Source organism: Microbacterium sp. 22242 (genome assembly GCF_052045495.1).
GTDB lineage: Bacteria > Actinomycetota > Actinomycetes > Actinomycetales > Microbacteriaceae > Microbacterium.
Window position 1 is genome coordinate 1 of the sequence record NZ_JBQEOZ010000009.1, and the last position, 16,512, is coordinate 16,512.

Here is a 16,512-nt window from a genome sequence, read left to right on the forward strand (position 1 = left end):
ACCGGATCCACCTACATCGACAAACCACCCGCACCCGTCACCTTCACCATCGACGATTCAGACGCCGATCCGCCACCCGATCGCGAACTCCCGCCGTTCTGACGCCGCCACGATCCAGTGGGTCACGCGCGCTCTGACGCTCTCACCGCGTGCGGACGGCAACGATGGTCTCGAGGATCCGCTCACGGTGAGGACGAAGCACCGTCCGCTCATCGCAGGAGCCCGGACGCTCGCCGTTCGATGAAAGACTGAGCCCATGCCCGACCGGCCTGAGGTTGTCTGCATCTGCGGGTCTATCCGATTTCTGCACGAGATGCGTGCAGCACAGAGCGAGCTGACGTTCGCCGGCATCATCGTCCTCGCACCGGCAGAAGCGGGAGAGGCGGTTTCGGCCGAGCAGAAGGCACTCCTGGACGAATTGCACCTGCGGAAGATCGACATGGCCGACCGCGTCCTGGTCGTCAATCCCGGCGGGTACATCGGCGAGTCGACCCGAGGCGAGATCGCGTACGCCCGCGCCGCCGGCAAGCCGGTCTCATTCACAGGTCCTGCCCATCGACGGAAGCCGTTGACGGAAGCCGTTGACGGAACGAATTCGGACAGGAGTCTTGCGCCGATGATGGAGCGCCGATGATCGATCTGCAGCCGCATCACCCCGAATGGGCGCACGCCTTCCGCCGCGAGGCGTCGATGCTCCGGGCCCTGCTCGCGGGGCGGATCGATGCGGTGGAGCACATCGGCAGCACGGCGATCCCCGCACTGTTGGCGAAGCCGATCATCGACCTGGCCGCGCGCGCCGCCTCCGCCACCGATCCGTTCGCTCTGGGACCGCCACTCGCAGACTCCGGCTATCGCCCGCACACCGACGGCCCGAAGAGCCACGCGGTCTACGTCCGCAGCTCCGGCGAGCGGCGGACCCACATCCTGCACGTGTTCACCACCGAGCAGTGGACGCACTGCAACCAGAGACTCTTCCGCGATCGGCTGCTGCGAGACGCGACGGCCCGCTCCCGCTACCAGGCGCTCAAGGAATCACTCGTCGATCACACGGACGGGAAGAGCTACACCGCAGCCAAGCGAGCGCTGATCACGGAACTGGTCAACGACGAACGGGCACTCCGGAGCCTGCCGCCGACGGACCCCTGGGACAAGTAGCCCCTGAAGACCGACTCACTTTCGCGAATCGCGTCGTGCGACGGACCCGTCTCCTGTCCCGTCTCGACTCCCGCAGGACACCGTCGCTCACAGGCCTCGAGGCCGGCCCGTCGACCGCGGAGGGACACCCGCGGAGGGACGGACGCCGCGTCACAGCGCGGGAGAATCGGCCGGAACGATCGGACGGTGCTCGTAGAACGTCTGCAGGACGACGGTGGTTCGCGTGCTCACGTTCGCCGCCAGACGGACGTCGCGGACCAGCTGCTCGAGGTGGCGGGGCGACGGCACCCGCACGAACAGCATGTAGCTCGCGTCCCCCGCGATCGAGTGGCAGGCTTCGATCGCGTCGAGGTGCTCCAGCAGCTCCGGCGCGTTGTCGGGCTGGGCAGGGTCGAGCGGGGTGATCTCGATGAACGCGGCCAGCGGCCTGCCGACCGATTCCGGGTCGATGACCGGCCGGTATCCCGAGATCACCCCGCGCGACTCCAGCCTGCGCAGCCGCGACTGCACCGCCGACACCGAGAGTCCCACGGCCTCGGAGAGCTGGGAGAGCGTGGCCCGGCCGTCCCGGGAGAGGGCGGTGAGGATCGCGAGGTCGACAGGATCGTCCATAGATGGAATAATATCTGAGTCAACCTGATTCTGCCGGAATATTTCCTGCTTTTCTCCGATCGGAGGTCCCGATGTCCCTCACCACCACGCACACCAACGCTCTCATCGGCGAACCCGAGGTCGTCGAGGACGCCACCGTCGTCGAGCAGAGCGCTGCCTGGCGGATCCTGAAGGACGCCGCGATCGCGCTCCGCCCGCTGCAGATCAAGGACGGATCCGTCCCGAACGCCGAGGACCACGAGACCGCACGCGCGCACGTCGCCGCGATCATCGCCGGGATCCGCGCTCTCTCCCCCGCGTTCCCGCACGACGCGGAGTACCTCGCCGCGTCCATCAAGGACTTCGAGCGCTGGGTCGACGAGGGCTTCGGCGTACCCGACTTCCTCGACTCGCTCATGGCGTTCCAGCCGCAGCAGCACCGCGTCGACGGCATCCGCCACCTCGTCGTGTTCCCGATGTACACCCAGAACGGCTCGAGCGACCGCCTCGTCGAGGCGCTCATCGTCGAGACCATCTGGCCGGAGTTCATCGCCGACCTCGAGGCCGGCGACTACGGCAACAAGCTGTTCGTCTCGCTGCGCCTGGTTGACTTCACCCCCGGCTACGACACCAACTCGGCTGTGCTCTTCCCGGAGACCGTCGCGATGCGTGAGATCCCGTCCTTCACCTGGGGCGCGATCTTCCAGGACCGCGAGGCCGCCCGCTACCGTCGTGTCGTGCGCGCCGCGTCCGAGATCACCAACCTCGACCTGCCCGAGCGCGCGGCCGCGATGCTCGACGACCAGCAGCTCGCCGAGAAGACGTTCGTGATGTGGGACATCATCCACGACCGCACGCATATGCGCGGCGACCTGCCGTTCGACCCGTTCATGATCAAGCAGCGCATGCCGTTCTTCCTGTACTCCCTCGAGGAGATGCGCTGCGACATGACCGCGTTCCGCGAGTCGGTCAAGATCGAGCGCGCGCTCGACGCCCGCATCGCGGCCGGCGAGCACCTCACCGCGACCGAGCAGGAGATGCACGACTACGCGCACCTCGTGCAGTACGCGGTGATCTTCGACCGCATCTTCCGCTTCGCGATCACCGGCAACCGCACGCGCAACTACGACGCGGTCGGCGGCCAGCTGCTGTTCGCCTGGCTGCACCAGCGCGGCGTGCTGCACTGGACCGACACCGCGCTCGCGTTCGACTGGGCGAACGTGCCGGACGCCGTCGTGGCCCTGGGCGACGCGATCGACGACCTGTACTGGCACTCGATCGACCGTCCGAAGATCGCGCACTGGCTCGCCGCGTACGAGCTCGTCCGCGGCACGCTCACCCCGCACCCGGCGTCGCAGTGGGCCCGCGGCCTGAGCGACGAGATCCTCGCCGGCGCCCCCAAGGGCTACACCGACGCGATGCTGGACGACGAGTTCCCGCTGTCGATGTTCTTCGAGACGCTCGACAAGAAGATGAAGCCGGTCATCGAGTCGACCGTGGGGATCCGCGGCACCGATCTGTAGACCCGGCACCGACGCCTGACGCACCTGCGGAGACTCCGGCAACCGCGAGAAACCAGATCCTGCATGAGACACCACGTCTGACGTGGTGTCTCATGCAGGAAATGATGTCTCACGGATCGTGCCGCGCACGCCCTGGTCCGCCCCGAACGCCCGCTCCGCCCCGCATTCCGAAAGGCCAACGTCATGACCGTCGCCGGACGCACCGTCCTCCTCGCCGGGGCCACGAGCCCGGCCGGGCTCACGATCGCCCGGGCCCTGATCGCCGCCGGCGCGCGGGTGATCGCGGTCGGGCGGGATCGGGGCAAGCTCGACGCCCTCGCCGCCGCCGTGCAGCCGGCCACGGACGCGGAAGGACCCGGATCCCTCCGCATCGAGCGCTGCTCGCTCACGAACGAGACCGAGGTCGCGGCGCTCGCCGCCCGCCTCGCGGACGACGGCGAGCACGTCGACGGACTGGTCCCCCTGGTCGGCGGTTGGCGCGGCGGCGGAGGTCTCGCGGGGCAGACCGAGGAGGACTATGGCGCACTCGAGCGGGCCTTCACGACCGTCCGGGTGACCAGCCGTGCGTTCGACGCCGACCTGCGCGCCTCGGCGGCGGGGCGGTTCGCGATCATCTCGTCGACCGCGGTGGCCAGACCGCTCGCGGGCGGCGCGAACTACGCCGCGGTCAAGGCCGCGAGCGAAGCGTGGACGCGTGCGGTCGCCCAGGGCTTCGCCAAGGCCGCCCGCGACGCCGACGAACCCCTTCGTGCCGCCGCGGTCGTGCTGCGCGTGCGCGGCCTGGACGACGCGATCGACCAGGTGGCGACCCGGCTCGTCGGGCTGTGGGACGCCGACGCGGCGGACCTGAACGACCGCATCATCGACCTGGCCTGAGCCCTCAGGCCGCATACTGAACCGCCGATAGGATCTTCCAGTGAGCGTTCTGCACGATACCGCCCTGCGCGGCTTCGCATCCGACAACTATTCCGGCATCCACCCCGAGGTGCTCGCGGCGATCGCGGCGGCCAACGACGGCCACCAGATCGCGTACGGCGAGGACGCCTACACCGAGCGGCTGCAGCAGGTGTTCCGCCAGCACTTCGGCGAGGGCGTCGAGGCGTTCCCGGTCTTCAACGGCACCGGCGCGAACGTCACCGGGCTGCAGGCCATGCTGCCCCGCTGGGGCGCGGTGATCGCGGCCTCGACCGCGCACATCAACGTCGACGAGGGCGGGGCGCCCGAGCGCATCGGCGGCTTCAAGATCCTCTCCGTCCCGACCGAGGACGGCAAGCTCACCCCCGAGCTCGTGGACCGCGAGGCCTGGGGCTGGGGCGACGAGCACCGCGCGCAGCCCCTGGTGGTCTCGATCACCCAGTCGACCGAGGTCGGCACGCTGTACACCGCCGAGGAGATCCGCGCCCTCGCCGATCACGCGCACGAGCGCGGCATGAAGCTGCACCTCGACGGCGCCCGGATCTCCAACGCCGCGGCCGCACTCGACCTGCCGCTGCGCGCGTTCACCCGCGACGCCGGCGTCGACGTGCTGAGCTTCGGCGGCACCAAGAACGGCGCGATGCTCGGGGAGGCGATCGTCGTGCTCACCCCGGGTGCGGCCGACGGGCTGACCTTCTCGCGCAAGTTCAACATGCAGCTCTCCTCGAAGATGCGGTTCGTGTCGGCGCAGCTCATCGCGCTGCTCGAGGGCGACCTCTGGCTGCGCAACGCCCGGCACTCGAACGCCATGGCGCAGCGCCTGCGCACCGCGCTCGAGGCGGGCGTCGCGGACGGTTCGATCCACGGCGTCGGCTTCACCCAGCCCACGCAGTCGAACGGCGTGTTCGCGACGCTGCCCGCGGGCGTGGCGGACCGGCTGCGCGAGACGTTCCGGTTCTACGACTGGGACGCCGCGCGCAACGAGGTGCGCCTGATGTGCAGCTTCGACACGACCGAGGCCGACATCGACGCGCTCGTGGCCCTCGTCGCGCAGGAGACGACCCGGTAGGCATCCGGTTCGGAGCGCTCCCCCGGCCCATGGCCTCGGCGCGGCGGGCCGATCAGGCGGCCGCTTCGGCCAGCCATTCGGCGTCGGCCTCGCGGAACTGCTCGTCGACGTATCGCGACGGCATCGACGCCAGGATGCGATGCCACGACTCGGCACGGGCGAGCGCGGCCAGCCGCCACACGGCGGGCAGGGCGGCGTGCAGCTGCGGGAGCGGGGCCAGATCGCTCCAGACCTCGAGCGCCTCGTCCAGCGGGCGGCGGACCCGCGGGTCGTCGATCGAGGTGCCCAAGGCCGCCGCGGCCGACTCGGTGGGGAAGCGGAGTGCGGCGAGCGGCGAGGAGACGACGGCGTCGCCGAAGTCGAAGAAGCGGATCCGGCCCTCCGAGACGAACACGTTCGCGTCGTGGAGGTCGTTGTGCTGCAGCGCGAGCGGCAGGCCGAGCGCGGCGACCTCGTCTCCGGCCCGCTCGGCCGCCGCCACCGCGCGGTCCGCCTGCGCCCGGAGCCCGTCGGGGATCCGCCAGCCGGCCCGCGCGTTCTCGGCGAACCCCGCGATCCCTGCCGGATCCAGGACGGTCAGCCCCAGCGCGTCGACGTACGGGACGGTCGCCCGCGCCAGCAGCATCGCCTCGCGCAGGAGCGCGCCCTGCAGTTCCGACCGGCGCGGGTGCTCCCGCAGCACCGGGCCCTGATCGGCGGTGAGCAGCAGGTCCCGTTCCGGATCCGCCGCGACCGGCGGCACGATCCGCTCGGGATCGATCCGCGCCAGGAGCCGGACCAGTCGTGCCTCCTGCTGCTGACCGGGGCAGTTCTGCTTGACGAAGTGCGTCCCCGCCTCCGCCTCCACGCGCCACACGGCCGCCCACGGACGGTCCTTCACGCGCTGGAGCGAGCGCACCTCGCCGACCGAGCGGGACACCCACTCCTCGAGCTCCGCGAGGAACTCCGGCGTCCGCCAGACCTCCGGCGTCCAGCCGGGCGGATCCGGATCGTGCGTCGGCGGCACGTCAGCGCAGCAGACCCAGGTGCGCGAGCGCCTGACGGATCAGCGTGCCCCTGCCGCCCTCCATCTCGGCGGCGAGCGCGTCGCTGGCCGCCTCCTCCGGACTGAACCAGGTGACCTCGAGCGCGTCCTGCCGGGGCTCGCAGGTGCCCGTCACCGGCACCACGTACGCGAGCGAGACGGCGTGCTGGCGGTCGTCGTGATAGGCGCTGACGCCCGGGATCGGGAAGTACTCGGCGACCGTGAACGGCGACGGCGAGGGCGGCAGCATCGGGAACGCCATCGGCCCGAGGTCGTTCTCGAGGTGGCGGAACAGCGCGTCCCGCACGGTCTCGCCGTAGCGCACCCGGCCGGACACGATCGTCCGGGTCATCTCGCCGAGCGGCGTCGCCCGCAGCAGGATCCCGATGTCGGTGACCTGACCCGACCCGTCCGTGCGCACGGGCACCGCCTCGACGTAGAGCATCGGCAGCCGCCGGCGCGCCTGCGCGAGCTCGAAGTCGGTCAGCCAGCCCGGGTTCGCTCCCCCCGAGGCCCCGAGCCCGCCGAAGCCGCCGCCCAGCCCAGCGGACAGCGCGTCGGGGAGGCCGTCGTCGTCGGACGGATCGGGGTCGGGTGTGCGTACCGCCATGGTCCATTTCTACCAGCGATGCCGCGGATCCGTCCGAAGCCGCCGGCCCCTCGCGCCGAGCCCGTCCGCGTCTGGGGCAGGATGGACGCATGGCGGAGACCGTGGACATCGACCGCAGCGCGGTGCGCTGGGCCCGGCAGGGCGAGCAGCTGCCGCTGCTGGTGCTGCTGCACGGCTACGGATCCGACGAGCGCGATCTGTTCGCACTGGTCCCGTTCCTGCCGGACGATGTCGCAGTGGCCGCGCTCCCGGCGCCGCTCACCGCGCCCTGGCCCATGCCCGGCCGGTCCTGGTATCCGATCGAGGAGCTCGAACGCCGCGATCCCGGCTCGGTGACCGCGGCGGCCGGCGCGGTACTGCGCTGGCTCGACGCAGAGGCCGCGGACGCCCCGTCGATCGCCCTGCTCGGCTTCTCCCAGGGGGCGTCCGTCGCGATCCAGGCCCTGCGTCAGGATCCCGACCGGATCGCTGCCGTGGTGAACCTCAGCGGCTACGCCGCCCCCGGGGAGCTGCCCGACGACGAGGCGCTGCGCGACCGCGGGATCCCGGTGTTCTGGGGACGCGGCACGAACGACGACGTCATCCCTCCCGCCCTGGTCGTGCACACCGCGCAGTGGCTTCCCGAGCACACGGACCTGTCCGGCCGGGTGTACCAGGGCCTCACGCACAGCGTGTCGGAAGACGAGCTGGCCGACGTGCACCGGTTCCTGGAGCGCTGGCGAGACGGGGTTCAGGCGCCGGGCGAGGGCTGATCGGGGCCCCCGCTTGCCGCGTCCGGCCTCGGGGCCTCGGGATCGGGTCCGCTCTGCGGTCCACCACGACCCTCGGCCTCTGCGCGGCGGCGATGCTCCTCGCGCTCCATGCGCGCGCCGGCCCTCGTGAACAGCACCATGACCGCGGCGCCGATCCCCAGGCCGATCGCGACGCCTGCGCCCGCGTTGCCCAACGCGACGCCGAGCGCGACCCCGACGCCCATCCCGATCGCAAGCCCCGCGCCGAGTCCCATCCGCCGCATCGTCTCGCCGGATGCCGGCCGCTGCTCGCTCATTCCTCCAGGGTAGATCTCCCCCTGCGCTCCGGCATCCGACGGACCTCCGCGCCGCGCGACACGCCCGGGTTGCACGAGCCGCCGTCCTCCCGGTATCGTCTTCTGCGTCCTGTCCGCCGTGTAAGGAAGTCCCTTGATCTGAGTCGTCGCCTCCGCGTTCCATCCACGCGCTGATCCGACACTCCTTCCTGCCCACGCTGCTTCGGCACAGGCATCTCCGGTTCCCTGGACCGTCCTTCTCGTGACGGTCCGACCGGACCCGGCTTCAGCGCACCCCGAACACTTTCCGGGAGTCGCCCCATGTCATCACCCGCCCCCACCTCCGCGGTCGTGCTCGACCGCGTCACCTTCCGCTGGGCCGACGGATCCACCGCGCTCGAGGCCGTGTCGGGAGCCTTCGGCACGGGCCGCACGGGCCTGGTCGGACGCAACGGATCCGGCAAATCGACGCTGCTGCGCCTCGTGGCCGGCGAGCTCGACCCCACCTCCGGCCGCATCACCGCGACCGGCGACGTGGCCTACCTCCCGCAGCGTCTCACGCTCGACACGCACGCCCGCGTGGCCGAGCTGCTCGGCGTGGCGACGGCGCTCGACGCCGTGCGCGCCATCGCTGCCGGCGACGTCGACGCGGCCCGCTTCGACGAGGTCGGCGACGACTGGGACGTCGAGGCGCGATCCGAGGCCGCGCTGGCCGAGGCGGGCCTGGATCCGTCGTTCCTCGACCGCACCGTCGGCGAGCTCTCCGGAGGCGAGGCCGTCCTGGTCGCGATCGCCGGGATCCGCGCGCGCCGGGCGCCGATCACGCTGCTGGACGAGCCGACCAACAACCTCGACCGCGGGGCCAGGGCGCGCCTGGCCGAGATGGTGCGCACCTGGCGCGGCACGCTCGTGGTCGTCAGCCACGACGTGTCGCTGCTCGAGCTCATGGACGACACCGCCGAGCTGTACGGGAGCGAGCTCAGCGTGTTCGGCGGACCGTACTCCGAATGGCGCGCGTGGCTCGACGCCGAGCAGGACGCCGCGAGGCAGGCCGAGAAGGACGCCAAGCAGGCCTTCAAGAAGGAGAAGCGCCAGCGGATCGAGGCCGAGCTGAAGCTCGCGACCCGCTCGCAGATGGCGAAGAAGGCGTACGAGGAGAAGCGCGAGCCGAAGATCGTCATGAACGGGCGGAAGATGGCCGCGCAGGTCTCGGCGGGCAAGCTCCGCACCGAGGTCGCCGAGAAGGAGGGCAGCGCCCTCGCCGCCCTCGATGCGGCCGGACGGCGGGTGCGCGACGACGCCACGATGAAGATCGAGCTGCCGGATCCCGGCGTCTCGCGCAGCCGCCGCATCGCCACCATCGGCGACGCCGAGCGGTCCTGGACAATCCAGGGTCCGGAGCGCGTGGCGCTGATCGGGCGCAACGGCGTCGGCAAGACGACGCTGCTGCGACGGCTCGTCGCGGGGCCCGGCTCCGGCCCTGGCTCCGGCCCCGGCTCCGGCTCCGACTCGGACGGCGCAGGGCCGGCCGTCTGGCCCGAAACGACCGGGTCGGCATCGGAGTGGTCCTCCCCCGGCGTGCGAAACTCAGTCGATTCGGGGGCTTTCGGCGGCGTTACCGCGGCTGCACCCTCGGATCGACTGAGTTCGGAACACGTCGCCGAGTCCGATGCGGGAGAAGCGGTCGCCGCGGAGCATCGGTCGAGGTCTGCAGTGCCGAAACCCCTCCGTGGTGTCGCGCACACCGACCGCATCGGATACCTGCCGCAGCGGATCGACGGCCTCGACGAGACCGCGACCGTGGTGCAGAACATCGCCGCGCGAGCCCCGGAGATCCCCGAGAAGGAGCTGCGCAACCGGCTCGCCCGGTTCCTCATCCGCGGGGCGGCGATGGACCGGCCCGTCGGCGCGCTGTCCGGCGGGGAGCGGTTCCGGGTCGCGCTGGCGGCGCTCCTTCTCGCGGACCCCGCGCCGCACCTGGTCGTCCTCGACGAGCCGACGAACAACCTCGACCTGGACACCGTGGATCAGGTCGTGCAGGCGCTGCGCGCATACCGCGGCGCGGTGCTCGTCGTCAGCCACGACGACGCGTTCCTGCGGCGGCTCGATCTCGACCTGACGCTCGAGCTCGACGCGGAGGGCCTGCTCACGGAGGTGACGCTCGACACCTGACCGCAGGCGGCGGAGTTCTCCGACGCATCGGGAATGCGCTCGTGGCACCCCGCTGTTGCGCACGTCATGACGACAATCGGAATCATCGGAGCAGGACACATCGGCAGCGCCGTCGCGGAGGCCCTCGCGGGTCTCGGCTACGACGTCGTGATCGCGAACTCACGGGGTCCGGAGACGCTCGACGCGCTCGTGGGGCGACTCGGGCCGCGCGTGACGGCGTCCACCGCGACCGGAGCCGCCGAGGCCGCCGACGTCGCGGTGGTCACGGTTCCGCTGAAGGCCGTGACGGACGTTCCCGTCGCTCCGCTCGCCGGGAAGATCGTGCTCGACACGAACAACTACTACTTCGAGCGGGACGGCCACATCGAGGCCCTCGACCGCGGCGAGACCACCACGTCGCAGCTGCTGCAGGAGCACCTGCCCACCTCGAAGGTCGTGAAGGCGTTCAACCACATCAGGGCCGATGAGATCCTGACGACGGGGTCTCCGGCCGGCACGCCCGATCGACGCGCGCTCGGCACGGCGAGCGATGCCGAGGACGCCGTGGCATTCGTGACCGATCTGTACGACCGGCTCGGGTTCGACACCGTGAGCGCCGGCCCGCTGAGCGAGTCGTGGCGTCTCGAGCGCGACCGCCCTGCCTACGTCACGCGGCAGAATGCGGAGGAGCTGCGCGCCAACCTCGCCGCCGCGAACCGCCTGCCCTGACTTCGAAGCGCGGTACGGCGCGCCCGGCATACGCGAGGCATGCCCGGCCGCGCCGCATCCGGATCCAGGCGCCCCCCAGGAGGCGGGGGCAGGATGAGGCCATGAGCGACCTCGTCCGCCCCCGCAAGGGCCGTGTCATCGCCGGCGTCTGCGCCGGTCTCGCCCACCGCTTCGGCTGGTCGGTCTTCCTCGTGCGCCTGCTCGCCGTCATCCTGATGGTGTTCGCCGGCCTGCCGCTGTGGGTCTACCTCGTGCTGTGGATCCTCATCCCAGCGGAGAAGCGCCGCTAGGCATCGCTGCGGTCAGGAGCGCTTCGCGCGCATCGCCCTGGTGTGCCCGAGTGCGGGGTCCGCGGCGAGCAGTGCGTACTCCTCGGACTCCCGCGGCACCAGGGTCACGCGACCGTCCGCGTCGCTGAGCACGCCCCAGCCGTAGCGCTTGCCGAGCGGCGAGGCGCGCAGGCAGGCCTGCCCCTTCGCGAAGAACGCCGTGCGCGCCGCCGCGTCGGAGGGGTCGATGCCCCGGCGCAGCGCCCAGGTCGCGAAGATAACGTCGTCGGAGGTGTGCTGGAACGGGTGATCCGCGATCATCCGGTAATGCAGCTCCGCGATCGTGGGCGTCTCGCCCGCGGGCGGCTCCTGCGCGTGATCGGCCGGACAGTCCTCGGCCACCTCGATGAACGTGCTCGTGTAGTTCGTCGTGTGCTCGGCCATGCCCCCATGCTCGCACCGGGCGCCGACGCGGGCTTGGAGATCCGCGACAGGATCCCTGTGCACGGGGACGCGCCGACGCGCAGGCCGTTGCGCCCAGGGCGGATCCGCGCCCGATGTCGGTGGCAGCGGCGAAGATGGACGGATGAGCGACGTGCTCGACCGCTTCACTCCCGCGACCCAGGACTGGTTCCGCGGGGCGTTCGCCGCGCCCACGCCGGCACAGGCCGGGGCGTGGGAGGCGATCTCGAGCGGGAAGCACGCGCTCGTGGTCGCGCCGACCGGATCCGGCAAGACCCTGTCGGCGTTCCTGTGGGCGATCGACCGGGTCTTCCGCGAGCGCACCGCGGAGGCGGCGGAACCCGAGGCGCTGTTCGCGGCGCCCACCGGCAAGGCGCGGGGAAAGAAGGCCGCCGAGGGCTCCGGCCGCACCCGGATCCTGTACATCTCGCCACTCAAGGCCCTGGGCGTGGACGTGGAGCGCAACCTGCGGTCCCCGCTGATCGGCATCGGCCAGTCCGCGCGACGGCTCGGCGTCTCCGCCCCCGCGGTGACCGTGGGCGTGCGCTCGGGGGACACCACCTCCTCCGACCGGCGCAAGCTCGTCGCGGATCCCCCGGACATCCTCATCACCACGCCCGAGTCGCTCTACCTCATGCTCACCAGCCGGGCCGGCGAGACCCTGCGCGACGTGCACACGGTGATCATCGACGAGGTGCACGCGGTGGCGGCGACCAAGCGCGGCGCGCACCTCGCCGTGAGCCTGGAGCGGCTGGACCAGCTGCGCCGCGCGTCCGCCCCCGACGCCGCCGGTTTCCGGCCCGTGCAGCGGATCGGGCTCTCCGCCACCGTGCGGCCGATCGACGAGGTGGCGCGGTTCCTCGGCGGCGCGCAGCCGGTGGAGATCGTGGCGCCGCGCGCATCCAAGACGTTCGATCTGCAGGTGGTCGTGCCGATCGAGGACATGCTCAACCCTCCCCCTCCGCCGGGCACGGCGGACACGCCGCGGCCGGCCGGGGCGGATCGCGTCGACCAGCCGGCCGGAGGAGCCGACGCGTTCGGCCCTTCGACGGGCTCAGGGACCGACACGGAGATGACCGGATCCGTGTGGCCGCACGTCGAGGAGGCGATCGTCGACCGGATCCTCGCGAATCGCTCCACAATCGTGTTCGCCAACTCCCGGCGTCTCGCCGAGCGGCTCACCGGGCGGCTGAACGAGATCTACAGCGAGCGGATCGGGCTGGACCTCCCGGCTGCCATGGTGCCGGCCGCGATGATGGCCCAGGCCGGTTCGACCGCCGGGGCTGATCCGGTGCTCGCGAAGGCGCACCACGGCTCGGTCTCGAAGGAGCAGCGCGCGATCGTCGAGGAGGAGCTGAAGTCGGGCGTGCTGCGCTGCGTCGTCGCGACGAGCAGCCTCGAGCTCGGCATCGACATGGGCGCGGTCGACCTCGTGATCCAGGTCGAGGCGCCGCCGTCGGCCGCCTCCGGGCTGCAGCGCGTGGGCCGCGCCGGGCACCAGGTCGGCGAGATCAGCCGGGCCTCGCTGTTCCCCAAGCACCGCGGCGACGTGCTGCACACCGCGATCGTCACCGAGCGCATGCTCGCGGGGCAGATCGAGGCGATCAGCGTGCCGCGGAACCCGCTCGACATCCTCGCCCAGCAGACCGTCGCGGCGTGCGCCCTGGATCCGCTCGACGTGGAGCAGTGGTTCGACACCGTGCGGCGCAGTGCGCCCTTCGCCGCGCTGCCCCGTTCGGCGTACGAGGCGACGCTCGACCTGCTGGCCGGACGGTTCCCCTCCGACGAGTTCGCGGAACTGCGACCACGGCTGGTCTGGGACCGCGACGCCGGCACCCTCACCGGGCGCCCCGGCGCGCAGCGGATCGCGGTCACGAGCGGTGGGACGATCCCGGATCGCGGCCTGTTCGGCGTGTTCGTCGCCGGCGAGACGACCGGCGCCAGGGTCGGCGAGCTCGACGAGGAGATGGTCTACGAGTCGCGGGTCGGCGACGTGTTCACGCTGGGCACCACGAGCTGGCGGATCGCGGAGATCACACACGACCGGGTCAACGTGCTCCCCGCCTACGGCCAGCCGGGCAAGGTGCCGTTCTGGCACGGCGACGGCCTGGGTCGGCCGTTCGAGCTCGGCGAGGCGCTCGGCGTCTTCAATCGCGAGGTGCACGGCGCGACGCCGGAGAAGGCCCGTGAGCGGCTGACCGCCGCCGGCCTGGACGAGCGCGCGCAGGCCAACCTGCTCGCCCATCTGAACGAGCAGAAGGAGTCCACCGGCACCCTGCCGACCGACCGCTCGCTCACCGTCGAGCGGGGCCGCGACGAGATCGGCGACTGGCGGGTGATCCTGCACTCCCCGTACGGGCAGACCGTGCACGCCCCGTGGGCGCTCGCCGTGAACGCGCGGATCCGCGAGCGGCTGGGGGTGGAGGGATCCGCGGTCGCGAGCGACGACGGCATCATCGTGCGCGTGCCGGACGCCGACGCGGAGCCGCCGGGGGCGGAGCTGTTCGTCTTCGACCCGGACGAGCTGGAGCGGATCGTCACCGACGAGGTCGGCGGATCCGCCCTGTTCGCCTCGCGGTTCCGCGAGTGCGCGGCCCGCGCCCTGCTCATGCCGCGGATGAACCCGAATCGGCGCACCCCGCTGTGGCAGCAGCGGCAGCGCTCGGCGCAGCTGCTCGAGGTCGCCCGCAAGCATCCGACGTTCCCGATCATCCTGGAGACCCTGCGCGAGGTGCTGCAGGACGTGTACGACCTGCCGTCCCTCCGGCGGCTCGCCACCGGGATCGCGGAGCGGCGCATCAGGCTCGTCGAGGTGCAGACGCCGCAGCCGTCCCCGTTCGCGCGGGATCTGCTGTTCGGCTACGTGGGCGCGTTCATGTACGAGGGCGACTCGCCCCTCGCCGAGCGCCGGGCCGCGGCGCTGTCCGTGGATCCCGCCCTGCTGGGCGAGCTGCTCGGCACGGTCGAGCTGCGGGAGCTGCTGGACCCGGACGTGATCGCGCAGTTCGAGCGCGAGGCGCAGCGGCTGGATCCCTCCCGGCGGGCGCGCGGGGTCGAAGGCGTCGCTGATCTGCTGCGGATCCTCGGCCCGCTGGACGCGGCCGAGGCGGCGGCGCGGCTGGAACCGGTCCCGGAGGCTCTCGACGGGGCCGGATCCGCCTCGGACGCGTCCGGGGCGTCGGCGCCCGAGGCCGACGCGGCCGCCCATCTGGCCGCCCTCGTCGACGCCCGCCGGGCGATCGAGGTGACGATCGGCGGGGTGCGCCGGGTCGCCGCGATCGAGGACGCGGGGCGCCTGCGCGACGCACTCGGCGTGCCGCTCCCGGTGGGGATCCCGGTCGCCTTCCTCGAGCCGGTCGCGGATCCGCTCGGCGACCTCGTCGCCCGGCATGCGCGCACGCACGGCCCGTTCCTCGGGTCCGCGGTCGCCGCCCGGTTCGGACTCGGCCCGGCGATCGTGCGGCAGACGTTGCAGCGGCTCGAGTCGGACGGGCGGGTCACGAGCGGATACTTCCTGCCCGAGGCCGGTCCTTCCCGGGCGGCGGGGACCGGCGACGAGACCGAGTGGTGCGACACCGAGGTGCTGCGCCGGCTGCGGATGCGGTCCCTCGCGGCGATCCGCGGCAGCGTCGAGCCGGTCCCGCCCACGGCGTTCGCCCGGTTCCTGCCGGAATGGCAGCACCTGGCCCGCCCGCTCGAGGGCATCGACGGCGTCGCCGCGGTGATCGAGCAGCTGGCCGGCGTGCCGATCCCCGCGAGCGCGTGGGAGTCGCTCGTGCTGCCGCAGCGCGTGCGCGACTACTCCCCCGGGATGCTCGACGAGCTCACCAGCGCCGGCGAGGTCGTCTGGGCCGGGCACGGCGCGCTCCCCGGACGCGACGGGTGGGTGTCCTTGCACCCCGCCGACCTCGCCCCGTTCACCGTGCCGTTCGCTGACGAGCGTCCCGAGGAGGGATCCCTCGAAGCGCAGCTCCTCGCGGCGCTCGGATCGGGCGGCGCCTACTTCGCGGCGCAGCTGCGGGAGGCGATCGGCGCGGAGAACGAGGTCTCGGTCGTAGAAGCGCTGTGGAACCTCGCCTGGAGCGGTCACGTCACGAACGACACGTTCGCCCCCATCCGGTCGCTCCTGAGCGGCGGCAACCAGGCGCACAAGGTCACCCGCCGCCCGCCCCGCACGCGCACGTTCCGCGGCATGTCGCTCGCGCGCCCGGCCTCCGCGCCGCGCCCGCTGTCGGTCGGCGGGAGATGGTCGCTCCTGCCCACGGCGGAGACGGATCCGGCTCGCCGGGCGACCGTCTCGGCCGGGCTCCTGCTGGACAGGTACGGCGTGGTCACCCGCGGCTCGGTGCAGTCCGAGGGGCTGCCGGGCGGCTTCGCGCAGGCCTATCGCGTGCTCGCCGGCTTCGAGGAGGCCGGGCACTGCCGTCGCGGCTACGTGATCGAGAAGCTCGGCGCCGCGCAGTTCGCCGCCTCGGCGACGATCGACCGGCTGCGCACCTTCGGGGGTCTCACGGATCCGCCGCCGCGCGCGGCGCGCACGCTCGCCGCCACCGATCCCGCGAACCCGTACGGCGCGGCTCTCGGCTGGCCCCGTCTCGACGACGTCTCGCATCGGCCGGGCCGGAAGGCGGGCGCGCTCGTCGTCCTGGTCGACGGATCCCCCGTGCTCTATCTGGAACGCGGCGGCCGCACGGTCCTCTCCTTCACGGACGACGAGGACGACCTGCGCGCCGCGACCGCAGACCTCGCCGCGACCGCACGAGCGCGGCGACTCGAGACGCTCACCGTCGAGAAGGTGAACGGCGAGGGAATGTACGAGCGCGGGCCGGACGGGCGCGGGCGGGGCCCCGCGCTCGGCCGGCTGCTGCAGGAGGCCGGGTTCGTCGCGACCCCGCGCGGCTACACGCTGCGCAAGGCGGTGTGAGCGATGCCGCCGGATCCGGCGACGGCCGCCAGATCGGACGGCTCGCGCGGCCGCACCGGCCCC

General features: G+C 72.2%; 15 protein-coding genes. 10 read left to right on the top strand and 5 right to left on the bottom strand.

Annotation, left to right across the window (positions count from 1 at the left end; genetic code table 11):
• The first annotated feature begins 256 nt into the window (after positions 1–256).
• Complete coding sequence (locus tag ACTJJZ_RS11065) at positions 257–634, top strand: hypothetical protein (RefSeq protein WP_440721244.1); 378 nt, start codon at positions 257–259, stop codon at positions 632–634.
• Positions 631–1,155 carry a GrpB family protein gene (locus ACTJJZ_RS11070; protein ID WP_440721245.1) on the top strand — a complete coding sequence of 175 codons (525 nt, stop codon included), beginning with the start codon at positions 631–633 and terminating at the stop codon, positions 1,153–1,155. Before ACTJJZ_RS11065 ends, ACTJJZ_RS11070 begins: the two co-directional genes overlap by 4 nt.
• 150 nt (positions 1,156–1,305) lie before the next feature.
• On the opposite strand, the gene ACTJJZ_RS11075 is transcribed toward ACTJJZ_RS11070, so the two are convergent.
• Entirely contained in the window at positions 1,306–1,767 is a 462-nt protein-coding gene (locus ACTJJZ_RS11075) for an Lrp/AsnC family transcriptional regulator (RefSeq protein WP_440721246.1), read from the bottom strand.
• 71 nt (positions 1,768–1,838) lie between these two features.
• Between ACTJJZ_RS11075 and ACTJJZ_RS11080 the strand changes: the two genes are divergently transcribed.
• The 3 genes from ACTJJZ_RS11080 (at position 1,839) to ACTJJZ_RS11090 (ending at position 5,253) form a co-directional block, all read left to right on the top strand.
• Positions 1,839–3,269: a DUF6421 family protein gene (locus ACTJJZ_RS11080; RefSeq protein ID WP_440721247.1), complete on the top strand. Its 1,431-nt coding sequence runs from the start codon at positions 1,839–1,841 to the stop codon at positions 3,267–3,269.
• A 183-nt stretch (positions 3,270–3,452) separates the two neighbouring features.
• Entirely contained in the window at positions 3,453–4,145 is a 693-nt protein-coding gene (locus ACTJJZ_RS11085; protein ID WP_440721248.1) for an SDR family NAD(P)-dependent oxidoreductase, read from the top strand.
• Positions 4,146–4,185: 40 nt separating this feature from the next.
• Positions 4,186–5,253, top strand: a complete 1,068-nt coding sequence (locus ACTJJZ_RS11090) for a threonine aldolase family protein (RefSeq protein ID WP_440721249.1) — start codon at positions 4,186–4,188, stop codon at positions 5,251–5,253.
• Between the two features lie 52 nt (positions 5,254–5,305).
• Here ACTJJZ_RS11090 and ACTJJZ_RS11095 read toward each other — a convergent pair whose 3' ends face one another.
• Both ACTJJZ_RS11095 and ACTJJZ_RS11100 read right to left on the bottom strand, forming a co-directional pair.
• Positions 5,306–6,259 (bottom strand): phosphotransferase, encoded by a 954-nt coding sequence (locus tag ACTJJZ_RS11095; protein WP_440721250.1) that lies wholly within the window; start codon positions 6,257–6,259, stop codon positions 5,306–5,308.
• Position 6,260: 1 nt separating this feature from the next.
• Entirely contained in the window at positions 6,261–6,887 is a 627-nt protein-coding gene (locus ACTJJZ_RS11100; protein ID WP_440721251.1) for an NUDIX hydrolase family protein, read from the bottom strand.
• 89 nt (positions 6,888–6,976) lie between these two features.
• On the opposite strand from ACTJJZ_RS11100, the gene ACTJJZ_RS11105 reads away from it, so the two are divergent.
• A complete protein-coding gene (locus ACTJJZ_RS11105) occupies positions 6,977–7,639 on the top strand; it encodes an alpha/beta hydrolase (protein WP_440721252.1) in 663 nt (220 codons plus the stop codon).
• Here the strand turns inward: ACTJJZ_RS11105 and ACTJJZ_RS11110 are convergent.
• Positions 7,618–7,935, bottom strand: a complete 318-nt coding sequence (locus ACTJJZ_RS11110; RefSeq protein WP_440721253.1) for a hypothetical protein — start codon at positions 7,933–7,935, stop codon at positions 7,618–7,620. The two genes, ACTJJZ_RS11105 and ACTJJZ_RS11110, sit on opposite strands and share 22 nt — an antisense overlap.
• A 300-nt stretch (positions 7,936–8,235) precedes the next feature.
• Here ACTJJZ_RS11110 and ACTJJZ_RS11115 point away from each other — a divergent pair, with 300 nt between their 5' ends.
• From ACTJJZ_RS11115 to ACTJJZ_RS11125, 3 genes are all read left to right on the top strand, one after another.
• Positions 8,236–10,086 carry an ATP-binding cassette domain-containing protein gene (locus ACTJJZ_RS11115; RefSeq protein WP_440721254.1) on the top strand — a complete coding sequence of 617 codons (1,851 nt, stop codon included), beginning with the start codon at positions 8,236–8,238 and terminating at the stop codon, positions 10,084–10,086.
• Positions 10,087–10,152: 66 nt separating this feature from the next.
• Entirely contained in the window at positions 10,153–10,794 is a 642-nt protein-coding gene (locus tag ACTJJZ_RS11120) for an NADPH-dependent F420 reductase (RefSeq protein ID WP_440721255.1), read from the top strand.
• Between the two features lie 101 nt (positions 10,795–10,895).
• The gene (locus ACTJJZ_RS11125) at positions 10,896–11,084 is read left to right on the top strand and encodes a PspC domain-containing protein (RefSeq protein ID WP_440721256.1); all 189 of its coding nucleotides are present in this window, start codon (positions 10,896–10,898) and stop codon (positions 11,082–11,084) included.
• Between the two features lie 12 nt (positions 11,085–11,096).
• On the opposite strand, the gene ACTJJZ_RS11130 is transcribed toward ACTJJZ_RS11125, so the two are convergent.
• The gene (locus ACTJJZ_RS11130; protein WP_440721257.1) at positions 11,097–11,507 is read right to left on the bottom strand and encodes a DUF6157 family protein; all 411 of its coding nucleotides are present in this window, start codon (positions 11,505–11,507) and stop codon (positions 11,097–11,099) included.
• Positions 11,508–11,649: 142 nt separating this feature from the next.
• Between ACTJJZ_RS11130 and ACTJJZ_RS11135 the strand changes: the two genes are divergently transcribed.
• The gene (locus ACTJJZ_RS11135; protein ID WP_440721258.1) at positions 11,650–16,449 is read left to right on the top strand and encodes an ATP-dependent helicase; all 4,800 of its coding nucleotides are present in this window, start codon (positions 11,650–11,652) and stop codon (positions 16,447–16,449) included.
• Positions 16,450–16,512 lie beyond the last annotated feature (63 nt).